Origin of the sequence: Curtobacterium uvaldense (assembly GCF_028307415.1) — a bacterium.
In the GTDB taxonomy this organism is placed as follows: Bacteria; Actinomycetota; Actinomycetes; order Actinomycetales; family Microbacteriaceae; genus Curtobacterium.
The window spans coordinates 61,938-77,616 of the sequence record NZ_JAQMHU010000012.1; the positions used below are offsets into that span (position 1 = coordinate 61,938).

Sequence of the window (15,679 nt, forward strand, 5' to 3'; positions counted from 1 at the left end):
ACCTCCCCGAGAAGGACCCTGCATGCACACCCCCGCCCTGCGGCTCGGTGCCGGCCTCGCGACGGGCATCGCCCTCGCCGCCGGCGTGCTGACCGCGACCCCCGCCGTCGCCGCGGTCGGTGACGACGACCCGACCGTCGGCGCCCGCGTCACCACCGGCCCCGCCGCCGGGCTCGCGATCAACGAGGTGGAGTCGAACGCCGACGACACCGACTGGGTCGAGCTGGTGAACACCTCGTCCGCCGCGATCGACCTGAGCGGCTGGCGCTTCCTCGACTCCGACTCGTCGCACACGGCGTACACGCTGCCGCAGGGCTCGACGATCGCCGCCGGCGGGTACCTCGTCGTCGACCAGGAGACCACCACCCGGTCGGGCTTCGACTTCGGGCTCGGCGGTGCCGACTCGGTGCGGCTGTACGACGCCTCCGGCACGCTGACGCTGCGGTACGCGTGGACGACGCACGCCGCCGTGACGTACGGCAGCTGCCCGGACGGCTCCGGCACGCTCGTGGACACGACCGCGTCGACGAAGGGCGGACCGAACGACTGCTCGTCGCCCGTCCGCATCAACGAGGTCGAGTCGCAGGGCGGCATCCCGGGTGACTGGGTGGAGCTGACGAACGTCGGGACGACCACGGTCGACCTCGGCGGGTACGTGCTGCGGGACAGCGAGGACGACCACGCCTGGACGGTCCCCGCCGGCACCACCGTCGCGCCGGGCGGGTTCACCGTGCTCGACGAGGCGCAGGCCGGTGCGGACGCCGATACCGCTCCTGGGGCCGGGACCGGGACCGGGGCCGGGGCCGGGTTCGGCTTCGGGCTCGGGAAGGCCGACGGTGTGCGGCTCTCGGATGCCCGCGGCGTCCTGGTCGACGGGTACTCGTGGACCGCGCACGCCGCGACCACGTACGGCCGGAACCCCGACGGCACCGGCGCGTTCGCCGAGACGGCCGAGCCGACGAAGGGCTCGACGAACCGCTTCGCCGGCGTCGTCACCGCCGAGGCGTGGCCCGGCGGCCCGGACGAGACCGTCCTGGACGCCGAGGACACCTTCACCGGTGACCTGAGCGGCCTCGACTGGACGTCCTCCGCCTCCTCGCAGGACGGGCAGCTCTGGGCCGTGCAGAACGGGGACGGGCTGCTGTACCACCTCGTCCCGGACGGCCGGGGTGGCTGGGCTCCGACGAACACCGCGGGCGTCGACCTGCGGTACGCCGACGGCACCGGGACGCCCGACGCCGAGGGCGTCACCGTCACGGCCGACGACCCCGGCGCGGTGTACGTGTCGACCGAGCGCGACAACGACGTGTCGAAGGTGAGCCGCCCCGCCGTGCTGCGCTTCGCGACCACGGACGGCTCCGAGTCGGTCCTGCGCGCCACGGACGAGTGGGACCTCGCCGCGGACTTCCCGGGCCTGGGCGCGAACGCCGGGCTCGAGGGCGTGACCTGGGTACCCGACGCGTGGCTGACGTCCCGCGGGTTCGTCGACCAGCACACCGGTGCGACCTACGCGCCCGCCGCGTACCCGGGGCACGGCGAGGGGCTCTTCCTCGTCGGCGTCGAGGGCACGGCGAGCGCGTACGCCTACGCGCTGATGGACGACGGCTCGTCCCAGCGCGTGGCCACGATCGCGACGCCGTTCTCACTCGTCGCCGAGGTGCAGTTCGACCCGACGCTCGACGCGCTCTGGGTCGTGTGCGACGAGGCGTGCTCCGGCCGCACCGCGCTGTTCGACGTGCAGGACGGCGCCTTCACGCTCGCGTCGCTGTACGAGGCGCCGGCGAACGCCGACCGGGCGCTCGCCAACGAGGGCTTCGCGATCTCGGGACGCTGCGTGGACGGTGCTCGGGCGACGTTCTACGCGGACGACAACGACACGAACGGGGCTTCGCTGCGCACCGGGACGTACCCGTGCGACGCGGTGGAGGAGCCGGGTGACGGCGACGGCGACGGCGGGGCGCCTGCGCCGGGTGACGGGGACACGCCTGCTCCGGGTGACGGGGAGACGCCTGCGCCCGGTGGCGGGGAGACGCCCCCGCCGGGTGACGGCGGCGGCAGCACCCCGGCTCCGGGCACGGGTGGCAGCAGCCCGGCCCCGGTCCCGACGACTCCTGGCCCGACGACTCCTGGCCCGACGACTCCTGGCCCGACGGCTCCGGGGCCGGCGGCGCCCGCGGCTCCGGTCGCGCCGGACGTCTCGGCGCTCGTCGACGGGAACCGTGGCTCGGTCTCCGCGCCGTCGAACGTCCGTGCGGGCAGCTCGCTGACGATCGACGTCGGAACGCGGTACGCCGGGCAGCGCGTCGCGGTCTGGCTGGTCTCCGAGCCACGACTCCTCGGGGCGCCGGTCGTCGCCGCGGACGGCACGGTGACGGTGGCCGTCCCCGCCGACGTCCCGGCAGGGCAGCACCGCATCGCGGTGGCCGCGTTCGACGGCACGGTGCTCGGGTGGACCGGGATCACGATCGACCCCGCGACGGGGTCGCTCGCGTTCACCGGTGCCGAGCTGGGCGGTGTTATCGCCGCGGCGCTCCTGCTCCTGGCAGCCGGTGCGGGTGTCCTCGTGGCACGCCGTCGTCGGACGGTCGGCTCGCCGGCCTGACGCTGCACGACCCGACCGACGCTCCCGTCGTCCCACCGGACAGCGGGGGCGTCGGTGTCCCGCGCGGGGGCGTCGGTGCCTCCGCGATGGCGTCCCAGCGCCGCGATGGCGTCGGTGCCTCCGCGGTAGCGTCGGGGGATGCGCTCCGAGGTCCTCCGCTACACCGCCTTCGCCGCCGAGCCCGGGGGCGGCAACCCCGCGGGGATCGTGCTCGACGCCGAGGGGATGACCGACGACGAGATGCTCGCGGTCGCGCAGGAGGTGGCGTACCCGGAGACCGCCTTCGTGGTCGCGCGGACGCCGGACGGCGCCCGGGTGCGCTACTTCTCGCCGGCCGCCGAGGTCCCCTTCTGCGGACACGCCACCGTCGCCACCGCCGTCGTGCTCGCCGAGCGCGAGGGGACCGGGGCCCGGGTGTTCTCGACGGCCGCGGGGGACATCGCGGTCGACGCCACGACCGCACCCGACGGCAGTGTCCAGGTCGCGATGACGAGCGTCGAGCCGTCGACCCGTCCGATCGATCCCGCACGGTGGGAGCGGCTCGCCGCCGTGCTCGGGCTCGTCGACGGTGACGTCGCCGAGGGGTTCCCCGTGCTCGAGTCCTCCGCCGGCAACCGGCACCCCGTGGTCGTGCTCGCCGACGTGGAGCTCTTCCACCAGTTCCGCTTCGACCCCGCCGCGCTCGCCGCACTCAAGCGGGAGTACGGGTGGGAGGGCACCGTCACCGTCCTGCACCGGACGGGTCCGCTCGAGTTCGAGGCGCGCAACCTCTTCCCCGCCGGCCGGATCACCGAGGACCCGGCGACGGGCTCGGCGGCGGCCTCGACCGGTGCGTACTTGCGCGCGGTCGGCGCGGTGTCGCCCGGGGCACGCGTGGTGATCCGGCAGGGTCGACACGTCGGGCGTCCGAGCGTGCTGCTCGTCGACGTGCCCGAGTCCGGCGGCATCACGGTGACCGGCGGCGCCACCCCCATCGCCTGACCCGGCGGCACCGCCTGCGCGCGACGCCGGGCGCCCGTTCCTCCCCCTGACGCCCGCGATGCTCGGGCGCCCGTTCCTTCCCCTGACGCCCGCGATGCCTGACGCTTCCGGGCGTACCTGGTCGTTCCGGCAGACCAGGTACGCCCGTTCCGACCAGGTACGCCCGCTCCGACCGGGCACGCGCGACAGCTTCGAGCCCGCGCGGACGCCGCGGGCCCCGGCGCGCACGGGACCACCCCGCGCCCGCGGGGCCGTTGCCGACCCGTGACGGAAAGTGCTTGACACGAATAAGTCCATCCGTTGTACTAATCCTGCGCGCGGGTGACGGAGCCCGCGGACATCCCGTGCAAAGGAGCACCGATGAAACGCCGCACCCGAATCATCGCCGGACTCGCAGCCGTGGCAGTCGCCGCGGTCGGGCTGGCGGGTTGTTCCAGCTCGGGCTCTGCCTCGAGCGACACGATCAAGATCGCCTACCAGAAGTTCGGTGCCTTCCAGCAGCTCGACGCCCAGATGAAGGTCGTCAAGCAGGAGTACGAGAAGGCCAACCCCGGCAAGAAGGTCGAGCTCGTCCCGATCCAGGCGCAGGAGGACGACTACGCCACGAAGCTCGCCCTCATGAACCGCGCCCCCGCGACCGCTCCGGACGTCATCTACGAGGACACCTTCCGCATCAAGGCGGACGCCGACGCCGGGTACCTGCTGCCGATCGACCAGTACACGGAGAAGTGGGACGAGTGGGACCAGTTCTACGACAACGCCAAGCAGGCCGGCGAGGGCGAGGACGGCAAGATCTACGGCGTCCCGATGGGCACCGACACCCGCGCGCTCTGGTACAACAAGGACATCTTCGAGAAGGTCGGCCTGCCGGTCCCGTGGGAGCCGAAGACCTGGGACGACGTGCTCGCCGCGGCGAAGACCATCAAGGAGCAGGACCCGGACGTCATCCCGTTCAACATCTACTCCGGCAAGGCACAGGGCGAAGCCTCGACCATGCAGGGCTTCGAGATGCTGCTCTACGGCGCGGACGGTGACGGCAACACGCTCTACCAGGACGGCAAGTGGGTCGTCGGGTCGAAGCAGTTCGAGGACTCGCTGCAGTTCATCGAGGACGTCTACCAGGGCGACCTCGGCCCCACCCCGCAGCAGGCGCTCGACACGAACATCGGCACCACGATCACGCAGACGTGGCTGCCCGAGGGCAAGCTCGCCATCGACCTCGACGGCTCGTGGCAGTCGGGCACGTGGCTCGAGACGGGCACCGCTCCGTGGAAGGAGTGGAACGACGTGATGGGGCAGGCGCCCTTCCCGACCCAGAACGGCCAGGAGCCCGGGTACAACTCGATGTCCGGCGGGTGGACGCTCTCGGTCGGTGCGAAGTCGAAGGACCCGCAGGCCGCGTTCGACTTCATCACGATGTTCCTCGACAAGGACGGCTCCATCAAGTACGACGCCGAGAACAGCCAGATCGCCGTCCGCAAGGACGTCGCCGAGGACCCCGAGTACACCGGCGCCAACCCCACGTTCGAGTTCTTCTCCGGCTTGGTGGAGCACACCAACTTCCGCCCGGCGACGAGCGAGTACGCGCAGGTGTCGAACGCCATCCAGGTCGCGATGGAGTCCGTCATGACCGGCCAGCAGTCGCCGTCCGAGGCCGCAGCCGTCTACGACAAGGCCGTCGAGGGCGTCGTCGGCAAGGACGGCACCGTCGCTGCCGGTCAGTGACGTGACCGTCTGACGGACGGGAGGCGCGGATCACCCCGTGCACCGCGCCTCCCGTCCGACTCACCCCACCTTCGGAACCCCTCCGCACCCGGAAGGCATCCACGTGTCCAGCACCCCTCTCGCGCCGACGCTGTCGGCGCCCGGCGCGCCGAAGCGCACCGAACCACCCGTGCCGCGCAAGCGGCGGCCCCTCCGGAACGCGACGCGGGTCGTCCCGCTCCTGCCCGCCGTGGTCCTCCTCGTCATCTTCCTGCTCGGGCCGGTCATCTCGTCGTTCTACGGGTCGTTCACCAACGCGGCCCTGACCGGCGTCGACGCCGCGAACCAGCAGTTCGTCGGGTTCCAGAACTACGTCGAGCTGTTCCAGGACCCGGACTTCCCGAAGTCCGTCGTCCTGACGATCGTGTTCCTGCTCGCGTCCGCCGTCGTCGGGCAGAACGTGCTCGGTCTCGGTCTCGCGCTCCTCATGCGCAGCGCGAACAAGGTCGTCCGCGCGGTCGTCGGCACGTTCGTCGTCGCGGCGTGGGTCCTGCCGGAGATCGTCGCCTCGTTCGCCGCGTACGCCTTCTTCCACGACGAGGGCACGCTCAACTCGTTCCTCGCCTCCATCGGGATCAGCGGGCCGAACTGGCTCTACACGTACCCGATGATCGCGGTCGTCCTGGCGAACGTCTGGCGCGGTACCGCGTTCTCGATGCTCGTCTACTCGGCGGCCGTGCAGGAGGTCCCCGAGGAGATCACCGAGTCCGCCGAGGTCGACGGCGCCACCGGCTGGCAGCGCCTCGTCTACATCACGCTGCCGGTGATCCGTCGGTCCATCTCGACGAACCTCATGCTCACGACACTGCAGACGCTGTCGGTCTTCACCCTCATCTTCGTGATGACGGGCGGCGGACCCGGCACCAACTCGTCGACCCTGCCGATCCTGGCGTACCAGGAGGCGTTCCAGTTCTCGCAGCTCGGCTTCGGGACCGCGATCGCGACCATCCTGCTCGTGGTGGGGGCGGTCTTCTCGATCATCTACATCAAGGCACTGAAGCCGGAGGTGGACTGACCATGGCCCTCACCGCTGACCGTCCCGTGTCCAACGTCACCCGGTCCGTCACCGCGCCGGGCGCCCTGCACATGACCTCTCCGCGGGGGCGCACCCTCCGCTGGGTGTCGAACATCGTCCTGCTCGTCATCGCCGTGTGCTTCGCGGTGCCGCTGCTCTGGCTCGTGCTCGCCTCCGTCGACGCCCAGGCCTCGCTGTCCGTGAAGATCCCGTCGCAGTTCACGCTCGACAACTTCACCCAGGTGCTCACCCCGGAGCTGTCGTTCATCCCGCTCGCGAACAGCCTGCTGCTCTCCGGCGGCACCGCGGTGGTGACGGTCGTCGCGGCGCTCCTCGCCGCGTACCCGCTGTCCCGGTACAAGATGCGGGTCAACAAGCCGTTCCTGTACAGCATCCTGTTCGGCACCGGCCTGCCCATCACCGCGATGATGGTGCCCGTCTACGCGCTGTTCGTGTCGCTCAACCTCATCGACAACATCTACGGCTGCATCTTCTTCCTCGCCGCCACGAGCCTGCCGATGGCGATCTGGATGGCGAAGAACTTCATGGACTCGGTGCCGATCTCGCTGGAGGAAGCGGCGTGGACGGACGGCGCCTCGATGTTCACCACGCTGACGCGCATCGTCGTGCCGCTCATGCGTCCGGGGATCGCCGTCGTGTTCATCTTCGTGTTCATCCAGGCGTGGGGGAACTTCTTCGTCCCCTTCGTCCTGCTGCTCTCGCCCGACAAGGTGCCCGCCGCGGTGAGCATCTTCAACTTCTTCGGGCAGAACGGGGCCGTCGCCTACGGGCAGCTCGCCGCGTTCTCGATCGTGTACTCCGTGCCGGTCATCGCCCTCTACGTGCTCGTGTCCCGCGGCCTCGGTGGGGGCAACGCCCTCGCCGGCGGCATCAAGGGCTGACCGCGCCCCACGCTCGCCGGGCACCACGCCCGACCGTCCCTGCTGGAAAGGAACCACCTCCATGCACCACGACGAACCCCTCGTCGAAGCTCGGATCGCCCGTCTCGTCCGGGACCGCATCGACCCCGCCGTGCACCGTCGCTCGGCGCCGGTCACCGTCGACGCCTGGCAGGTGCCGGACGAACCGGTGCCGTTCGCCGAGGCCGTCGCAGCCGAGTACACGCCGTTCCGCGTCGGTGACGCCTGGGGAGCGCGGCCGTGGGGGACCACCTGGTTCCGCGTCCGCGGCACCGTGCCGGAGGACTTCGGCGTCGACCCCGGCACCACCGTCGAGCTCCGGGTGGACCTCGGCTTCTCGAAGCGGCAGCCCGGGTTCCAGGCCGAGGGGCTCGCCTGGCGCGCCGACGGCTCCACGATCAAGGGCATCGAACCGCGGAACGACACCGTGCCCGTCGAGGTCGGCCCCGGCGGCACGTTCGAGGTCTACGTCGAGGCCGCCGCGAACCCGGACATCGGCGGCGACGACTTCCAGGGGGCGACCCCGCTCGGTTCGAAGACCACCGCCGGCACCGAGCCGATCTACCGCCTGCGCGCGCTGGAGCTCGTCGAGCGGGACGACACCGTGTGGGAGCTGCAGCAGGACGTCTGGGTGCTCCGCGGACTCATGGCCGAGCTGCCGACCGACGGCACCCGGGGCGCGGACATCCTGCGCGGGCTCGAACGTGCGGCGGACGCCCTCGACCCCGACGACGTCGCCGGCAGCGCTGCCGCGACCCGCGAGGTGCTCGCGCCGCTGCTCGCCGTGGGGGCGGCCGGGTCCGCCGGGCGCGCCGTCGCCGTCGGGCACGCCCACATCGACTCCGCCTGGCTCTGGCCCGTCCGCGAGACGATCCGCAAGTGCGCGCGCACGTTCTCGAACGTGCTCGACCTGATGGACCAGGACCCCGACTTCACCTTCGCCTGCTCGTCGGCGCAGCAGTACGCCTGGGTCCGTGACGGCTACCCGTCGATCTGGGCGCGCATCAAGCAGCGCGTCGCCGAGGGGCGGTGGATCCCGGTCGGGGGCATGTGGGTCGAGTCGGACACGAACCTGCCCGGCGGTGAGGCCCTGGCCCGCCAGTTCGTCGCGGGCAAGCGGCTCTTCCTCGAGGAGTTCGGCATCGACACCCCCGAGGCCTGGCTGCCCGACTCGTTCGGCTACACCGGAGCCCTGCCGCAGATCGTCCGCGCCGCCGGGTCGAAGTGGTTCGTCACGCAGAAGCCCTCGTGGAACGAGACGAACGTCATCCCGCACACGTCCTTCCACTGGGAGGGCATCGACGGCTCGCGCGTCCTGACGCACCTGCCCCCGGCGGACACCTACAACTCGGACGTCTCGGCGGCCGACCTGCACCGCGGCGAGCGCGGGAACAAGGAGCGCGGCGTCGCGAACACGTCGATGCTGCTCTACGGGTTCGGCGACGGCGGTGGCGGACCCACCCGCGAGATGGTCGCGGCAGCACGGCGCCAGCACGACCTCGACGGCTCGCCGCGGGTCGACCTCGGCACCCCCGCCCAGGTCTTCGAGGAGCTCGAGCGCGTCCTGCCGGAGCCCGCCGTGTGGTCGGGGGAGATGTACCTCGAGTTCCACCGCGGCACCTACACGTCGCAGATCCGCACGAAGCAGGGCAACCGGCGCTCCGAGCACCTGCTCCGCGAGGCCGAGCTCTGGGCGGCCACCGCGGCCGTGCGACTCGGTGCCGAGTACCCGTACGACGAGCTCGAGTCCGTCTGGCACACCGTGCTCCTGCAGCAGTTCCACGACATCCTGCCGGGGTCGTCGATCGCCTGGGTGTACGAGAACGCCGAGGCCGAGTACGCGCGGGTGGCGGAGGTGCTCGAGGACCTCATCGGTGCCTCGACGACCGCGCTCGCGAGCGGTGGTGCGCCGGCGCTCGCCGGGGTCGGGGCGTCGGCGACCGCCTTCGCCGGGGACGGTGGGGCGCCGCTCGACGCTCCGCGTGGTCCGGGTGCCGCCGGGACCGGGGGCAGCGCCGAGGGCGGGACGGTCGTGCGCTTCAACGCCTCGCCGGTCGCAGCGGGCGGGGTGACCGCCCTGGGGGGTTCCGCCGCGTCGGCGACGGAGGCCGTGCCTCCCGTCCGGAGCGGTGACCGCTTCGTCCTCGACACCGGTGTCGTCACCGCGACCGTCGACGCGGAGGGCCACGTCGTGTCGTTCGTCGACCACGCGACCGGACGCGACGCGATCGCGCCCGGCGCTGCAGCCGCGCAGTACACGGTGTTCCGCGACACCCCGAACCAGTGGGAGGCGTGGGACATCGACCGCGCCTACCAGCGCAGCGGGACCGTGCTGGCGGCGGCCTCCGTCGAGGTGGTCGGCGATGCGCTCGTCGTGACGCGCCCCTTCGGCTCGTCGTCGGTGACCACCCGGTACTCGGCCGTCGCCGGGCAGCCGGAGCTGCACGTCGAGACCGAGGTCGAGTGGCACGAGCAGCAGAAGCTCCTCAAGCTCGCGTTCCCGCTCGACGTCCGGGCGTCCGTCGCGTCGAGCGAGATCCAGTTCGGGCACATCGACCGGCCGACGCACCAGAACACCTCGTGGGACATGGCGCGCTTCGAGACCGCCGCGCACCGATGGGTGCACGTCGCAGAGCCCGGCTTCGGGGTCGCGGTGGCGAACGACTCCACGTACGGGCACGACATCACCCGCTCGACCCGGGCCGACGGCGGGACGACGACGCTGGTGCGGGAGTCCCTGCTGCGCGCGCCGACGTTCCCGGACCCGCACGCCGACCAGGGGCACCACGTCTTCCGGACGGTGCTGCGAGTCGGGGAGTCCGTGCTCGACGCGGCGGACTCCGGGTACCGGCTCAACCTGCCGGTGCGGTCCGTGCCGGGGTCGGGGTCGGCCGACGTGTCGCCGCTGGTCGTCGTGTCCTCGCCCCAGGTGCTCGTCGAGGCCGTGAAGCTCGCCGAGGACCGCTCCGGCGACGTCGTCGTGCGGCTCTACGAGGCCTCGGGCGGTCGGGCGTCGGACGTCGGGGTGTCGTTCGGGTTCGACGTCGCTTCGGTGGAGGCCGTGGACCTGCTCGAGCGGCCGCTCGGCTCGGGGACGTGGGCGGCCGGGGAACCCGTCGTGCTCACCCTGCGCCCGTTCGAGATCGTCACGCTGCGGGTGCGGCGGGCCTGAGGCCACGCCGACCCCGTGGCAGCGGGGCGGCGGCGCTGGGCCCGAGGCAGCGGGGCGGCGGCGTCGGGCCCGAGGCAGCGGGGCCGGATCCCGAGGCAGCGGGTCCGGCGGAGAGACAGCGGCGCCGGGGGAGCACGGGTGCGTTCCCCCGGCGCCGCGTCGCGCGCGCCGGGCTGTGCTGTGCCGCGCTGGCCCGGGGCGCTACGCCCCGCTCCGCCCCCGCCCTCGCTCCGCCCCCGCCCCCGCCCCGCCCCCGCCCCGCGGAATCGGGCATACCTGGTCGATCCGGGCGTACCTGGTCTTCCGTTCCGACCAGGTACGCCCGGAAACACTGGGTACCGCACCTGTTCTGGGAAGGAACGAGCGTCCTGCACAGGGCGACCGGACTGGAGGCTCGTCCACAGTTGCCGCGATCGGCACCCGTCGGCGCGTGGAGACCGGGCACGATCGCGGCATGGAACGTCCACTCCCCATCCTCCGTGCGGGACCGGCACGCGAGATCGCGTGTGACCCGACGACCCTGCGCCGCCGCGCACGATCGAGCGGCGCTGACCGGTTGATCCGCGTCGGCCCGAACGCCTTCGTCGAGGGCGCCCGCTGGGACGCTGCGGGGCCTCGGCAGCGCTACGTGACCCGTGTCCACGCACGGCTCGGGCGGATCGGTACCGCGGCGGTCGCCTCGCACGTGTCGGCGGCTGCGGTCCTCGGGCTCCCGGCCCTGGGCGGCTGGCAGGTCCCCGTGCACGCGACCGTGCCCGAGACGATGTACCGCGGGCGGACGCGGGACCTCGTCCTGCACACGCGTCCCGTTCGTGGCGACGAGCGACTGGCGGCAGACGGGATCCGGGTGACGACCGTGCCCCGCACCGTCGTCGACATCGCGATGCAGGACGACCTGCGCACCGCGGTGGTCGTGGCGGACGCTGCGGTGCGAGCCGGGACCGGAGCGGCGGAGCTCCTGGCGGCCGTCGACCCCCGAGCACGCGGGCACCGTCGAGCGGAGCACGTGCTCGGCCTCGCAGACGGGCGCGCCGGATCGGTCGCCGAGTCCTTCGCGCGGGTGGTGTTCCTCGAGCTCGGGCTGCCAGGGCCGGTCCTGCAGCAGGAGTTCGTGGCCGGCGGGAGACGGTTCACGGTGGACTTCTGGTTCCCGGACCAGGGTGTGGTCGTCGAGATCGACGGTCGAGCGAAGTACACGCAGGAGCGGTACCTTGCGGGTCGGAGCCCCACCGAGGTGTTCCTCGACGAGAAGCGGCGGCACGAGCAGTTGCTGACCGTGCCCGGCGTGCGGACGATCGTCCGGCTCGAGTGGCGCGACCTGTTCGACCCCGACGGGCTGGTCCGACGCTTCCGAGCCGCGGGACTGCCGTGCCCGGTCCGACCGTCGAGGAGCGCACGGCCCGGGGCGGCCTGACCCGGCAGGCACGCGCATCGAGGAGCGCACGGCCCGGAGCGGCTTGATCTGCAGGCACGCGCGCAGCGGCCCGAGCGCGCCGCAGCCCGACGACGACGTGGCCGGGAGCCGACCCAGGGGCCCGCGGTTAGCGTCGCGCCCATGGCTGTCACCGAGATCTGGCTCGTCCGGCACGGGGAGTCGACCGCGAACGTCGCCGCCGCCAGAGCCGAAGCCGAGGGCGCGGACGTCATCGAGGTCGACCACCGCGACGCCGACGTCCCGCTCAGTCCGTTGGGGGAGGAACAGTCCCGAGCGCTCGGGCAGGAGCTCGCCGACCGCGGCGTCGACGACGTCCCGGTCGCCCTCTGGGTCTCGCCGTACCGCCGGGCGCAGCAGACGATCGGCATCGCGCTCGATGCCGGCGGGCTGACCGAACCGCCGAAGCGCGTCGACGAGCGGCTGCGCGACCGGGAGCTCGGCGTCCTCGACCTGCTCACCCGTGACGGCGTGCGGAACCGGTACCCGGACGAGGAACGCCGACGACAGTGGCTCGGCAAGTACTACCACCGTCCCGCCGGCGGGGAGTCCTGGGCGGACGTGATGCTCCGCCTCCGCACCGTGCTGACGGACGTCGACCGGCTCGAGGGCACCGAACGACTGCTCGTCGCCGCGCACGACGCCGTGGTGATGCTCGCCGTCGCGGTCTGCCTCGACCTCGACGAACACGCCCTCATGGCGTTCGCCGAGGACCACACGGTCGCGAACGCCTCCCTGACACGACTGCACCGCGACGGGCCCGGTGCCCCCTGGACGCTCGAGGAGTTCTCCGCGGTGGGGCACCTCGACGACGACGAGGTCACCGAGCACAGCGGCCGGAAGGACGACGCCCGTGTCGACTGACCAGGAGCCTGCAGCACCGCGGCACATCACGCCGAACGTCCTCCGCGAGTGGGCGCTGCCCGACGCCGGCGCCGGCAAGTACGGCCGGGGACAGGTCCTCGTCGTCGGCGGCGCCGCCCACACCCCGGGTGCCGCCATGCTGTCGGCGCTCGCCGCACTGCGGGTCGGAGCAGGCCGACTGTCCCTGGCGGTCGGGTCGAGCGTGGCGAACCAGGTCGCGGTCGCCGTGCCCGAGTCGGGCGTGGTCCCGCTCGCCGAGGACGACGGCGGACACGTCGCCGTCGGCGCGATCGACGCCGTGCTCGACACGGCCGGTGCTGCCGACGCGGTGCTGGTCGGTCCCGGGCTGGACGAGCCGGACGGTGCTCGGGACCTCGTCGCGGGCATCGCGGACGTGGTCGGTCCGGACACCTTCGTCGTGCTGGACGCCTTCGCGCTCGGCGTCGCGGCGGACGTCGAGGACCGGCTCAGGCCGTTGCGCGGTCGTCTCGTCCTCACGCCGAACAGCGGTGAGGCCGAGCGGCTGCTGGGTCGGGACTGCGGGGACGACGACGTCGCCGACGCCCGGGAGATCGCCGAGCGGTACGGCGCCGTGGTCGCGCTGTCCGACGTCATCGCGGCGCCGGACGGCCGTGCCTGGGTGAAGGGCACCGGCTCCGGAGGGCTCGGGACGAGCGGCAGCGGCGACGTGTTGTCGGGTGTGGTGGTCGGATTGCTCGCCCGCGGTGCCGAGCCGGCACAGGCCGTCGCCTGGGCGTCGTACGTGCACGCCGCCGCGGGTGACCGCCTCGCCGTGCAGGTCGGGCCACTGGGCTACCTCGCCAGCGAACTGTTGACCGAGATCCCGCGGGTCCTGGTCGAGCTCGGCGGCTGACGACGGCGCTCGTTCCTTCCCAGAACGACTGCGATACCTGGTCGGAACGGGTGTCCCTGGTGGAACCGAACGACCAGGTACGCCCGGATCTACCACGTACGCCCGATCGCACCCGGCGAAGCCACGGCCACAGCCACGGCCAGGGCCAGACCTAGCGCCACGGCCACGGCCAGGGCCAGGCCGACCGCGCTCACCCGCCTATCCGCGCAACGCCTCCACGGCCTTGTCGATCCGGCGCTGCCGCGTCTCCGGGGCCTTCGCCGCGAGCACCGGGTCCACGAGTGCCCGCTGCCGTGACGCCGACAGGGTCTCGTACGCCGCACGGACCCCGGCCGCGTCGAACGCCGCCGCCAGGTCGGAGGGCAACTCGACGGTGCGCGGCAGGGTGTCGAGCTCGAGTGTGACCTCGACGGTGTCCCCGGCGCCGATCCCCGCTGCGGTGCGGTGCGCCTCCGACAGCGGCACGAGGAACTGCCCGCCCATCACCCCGACCGTGGACCGGTAGGTGTAGCCGCCGTCGATCGTGACCACCACGGCGGGGCGCTTCCCGGAGCCGAGGGCGTCGATGACCTCCTCGGGGACGGGCAGGCCGGTGGCCGTCTTCCTCGCCTGCAGGACCGTCGTCGTGAACTGCACCCGTGCCTCCCGGCTGTCCGCGGTCGTGACCGCACCCGCGCGGCCGACGCGACCGTGCGTCGTACCGGTCGAGCGCAGGACGCGCGACCGGACGTCGAGCCCGCCGCGATCGACCCTCGCCGGGGACCGTCCCCGGCAGCGAAACCGTACAGCCGTACCCGCTGTTCCGCCACCGTTCACCGCCGCAGCACGACCCCGAAACCGGGCGCGTCCACGATCGTGCCGAACCCGGACCCCCGGACACCCGAATCCCCACAGCACCCGGAAGGCACACCCCGTGCAGCACACCCGCACCATGGCCGGCATCGCCCTGGCCGCAGCAGCAGTCGTCACCCTGGCCGGTTGCTCGGCGACGAGCAGCGCGTCGACGTCGAGCGACACCGACTGGAAGACCGCCACGAGCGCCGAGTCGGCCGGCGGAATGGACGCCCTCGTGAAGGCCGCGAAGGCCGAGGGGCAGCTCAACGTCATCGCCCTCCCGCCGACGTGGGCGAACTACGGCAAGATCATCGACGGCTTCGAGCAGAAGTACGACATCAAGATCAACTCGGCCAACCCGAACGGCTCCAGCGCCGACGAGGTCGCCGCCGTCAAGTCGCAGCAGGGCCAGTCGACGGCCCCCGACGTGCTCGACCTCGGCAACGCCGTGATGCAGCAGAACCTCGACCTGCTCACCGACTACAAGGTGGCGAACTGGTCGGACATCCCGGACACGCTCAAGGACGCGGACGGCAAGTGGACCCGCGACTACACGGGCCTCATGTCGATCGGGTACGACTCGTCGAAGATCACGGACGCCCCGAAGGACCTGGACGACCTGCTCGGCAGCGAGTACCGGGGCAAGGTCTCGATCGCGGGCGACCCGACGCAGGCGAACCAGGCGGCGTCCGCGGTGTACCTCGCCGCGCTCGAGAACGGCGGGTCGGCGGACGACATCACGAAGGGCGTCGACTACTTCGGCAAGCTGCAGCAGGCCGGCAACTTCCAGAACGTGCTGCCCACGCAGGCGACGGTCGCCTCGGGGGAGACGCCCGTCGTGATCCAGTGGTCGTACAACAACCTGGCCTGGGGCCCGGCGGCCGGGTCGAGCGGCAACCAGGACTGGAAGACGGTCGTCCCCGAGGGGCAGGCGCTCGGCTCGTACTACTCGCAGGCGATCAACAAGGACGCACCGCACCCCGCGGCGGCACGCCTGTGGCAGGAGTACATCGCGAGCCCCGACGCCCAGAACCTGTACCTGCAGGCCGGCGCCTTCCCGTCGACCCTCGCGGCGATGGAGCAGTCGGGCAAGGTCGACGAGGACGCCCTGCGGGCCGCAGGCGGGATGCCGAAGGACTACGTCGAGCTGACCGACGCGCAGGTCACGGATGCAGCGAAGGTCCTCGCCGCGAAGTGGTCCGCCACGATGGGGTCCTGAGC

The 15,679-nt window shown here is 72.4% G+C and carries 11 protein-coding genes; 10 read left to right on the forward strand and 1 reads right to left on the reverse strand.

The window, feature by feature from the left end:
• The first annotated feature begins 22 nt into the window (after positions 1-22).
• The 9 genes from PIJ49_RS09060 to PIJ49_RS09100 all read left to right on the forward strand — a co-directional run bounded on the left by PIJ49_RS09060 (position 23) and on the right by PIJ49_RS09100 (position 13,624).
• Entirely contained in the window at positions 23-2,602 is a 2,580-nt protein-coding gene (locus PIJ49_RS09060; RefSeq protein ID WP_271826387.1) for a lamin tail domain-containing protein, read from the forward strand.
• Between the two features lie 138 nt (positions 2,603-2,740).
• Entirely contained in the window at positions 2,741-3,583 is an 843-nt protein-coding gene (locus PIJ49_RS09065; protein ID WP_271826388.1) for a PhzF family protein, read from the forward strand.
• A 360-nt stretch (positions 3,584-3,943) separates the two neighbouring features.
• A complete protein-coding gene (locus PIJ49_RS09070; RefSeq protein ID WP_271826389.1) occupies positions 3,944-5,308 on the forward strand; it encodes an extracellular solute-binding protein in 1,365 nt (454 codons plus the stop codon).
• A gap of 103 nt (positions 5,309-5,411) precedes the next feature.
• Positions 5,412-6,362, forward strand: coding sequence for a carbohydrate ABC transporter permease (locus PIJ49_RS09075; protein ID WP_442874622.1), 951 nt, complete (start codon positions 5,412-5,414; stop codon positions 6,360-6,362).
• Between the two features lie 2 nt (positions 6,363-6,364).
• Positions 6,365-7,264, forward strand: coding sequence for a carbohydrate ABC transporter permease (locus tag PIJ49_RS09080; RefSeq protein WP_271826390.1), 900 nt, complete (start codon positions 6,365-6,367; stop codon positions 7,262-7,264).
• Between the two features lie 61 nt (positions 7,265-7,325).
• Positions 7,326-10,454, forward strand: coding sequence for an alpha-mannosidase (locus tag PIJ49_RS09085; protein WP_271826391.1), 3,129 nt, complete (start codon positions 7,326-7,328; stop codon positions 10,452-10,454).
• Positions 10,455-10,908: 454 nt separating this feature from the next.
• Positions 10,909-11,868: a hypothetical protein gene (locus PIJ49_RS09090; protein ID WP_271826392.1), complete on the forward strand. Its 960-nt coding sequence runs from the start codon at positions 10,909-10,911 to the stop codon at positions 11,866-11,868.
• Positions 11,869-12,009: 141 nt separating this feature from the next.
• Complete coding sequence (locus PIJ49_RS09095; protein ID WP_251160939.1) at positions 12,010-12,750, forward strand: histidine phosphatase family protein; 741 nt, start codon at positions 12,010-12,012, stop codon at positions 12,748-12,750.
• Positions 12,740-13,624: an NAD(P)H-hydrate dehydratase gene (locus tag PIJ49_RS09100; RefSeq protein WP_251160940.1), complete on the forward strand. Its 885-nt coding sequence runs from the start codon at positions 12,740-12,742 to the stop codon at positions 13,622-13,624. The genes PIJ49_RS09095 and PIJ49_RS09100 overlap by 11 nt, the downstream gene beginning before the upstream one ends.
• Before the next feature lie 198 nt (positions 13,625-13,822).
• Here the strand turns inward: PIJ49_RS09100 and PIJ49_RS09105 are convergent, their stop codons facing one another.
• Positions 13,823-14,260, reverse strand: a complete 438-nt coding sequence (locus PIJ49_RS09105) for a YdeI/OmpD-associated family protein (RefSeq protein WP_271826393.1) — start codon at positions 14,258-14,260, stop codon at positions 13,823-13,825.
• Between the two features lie 277 nt (positions 14,261-14,537).
• On the opposite strand from PIJ49_RS09105, the gene PIJ49_RS09110 reads away from it, so the two are divergent.
• Positions 14,538-15,677 carry an ABC transporter substrate-binding protein gene (locus PIJ49_RS09110; RefSeq protein ID WP_271826394.1) on the forward strand — a complete coding sequence of 380 codons (1,140 nt, stop codon included), beginning with the start codon at positions 14,538-14,540 and terminating at the stop codon, positions 15,675-15,677.
• The last annotated feature ends 2 nt before the right edge of the window (positions 15,678-15,679 follow it).

Bases quoted from the DNA above. Each gene is read 5' to 3' on its own strand.
- PIJ49_RS09060 (WP_271826387.1), top strand. From the start codon at position 23: ATGCACACCCCCGCCCTGCGGCTCGGTGCCGGCCTCGCGACGGGCATC.
- PIJ49_RS09065 (WP_271826388.1), top strand. From the start codon at position 2,741: ATGCGCTCCGAGGTCCTCCGCTACACCGCCTTCGCCGCCGAGCCCGGG.
- PIJ49_RS09070 (WP_271826389.1), top strand. From the start codon at position 3,944: ATGAAACGCCGCACCCGAATCATCGCCGGACTCGCAGCCGTGGCAGTC.
- PIJ49_RS09080 (WP_271826390.1), top strand. From the start codon at position 6,365: ATGGCCCTCACCGCTGACCGTCCCGTGTCCAACGTCACCCGGTCCGTC.
- PIJ49_RS09085 (WP_271826391.1), top strand. From the start codon at position 7,326: ATGCACCACGACGAACCCCTCGTCGAAGCTCGGATCGCCCGTCTCGTC.
- PIJ49_RS09090 (WP_271826392.1), top strand. From the start codon at position 10,909: ATGGAACGTCCACTCCCCATCCTCCGTGCGGGACCGGCACGCGAGATC.
- PIJ49_RS09095 (WP_251160939.1), top strand. From the start codon at position 12,010: ATGGCTGTCACCGAGATCTGGCTCGTCCGGCACGGGGAGTCGACCGCG.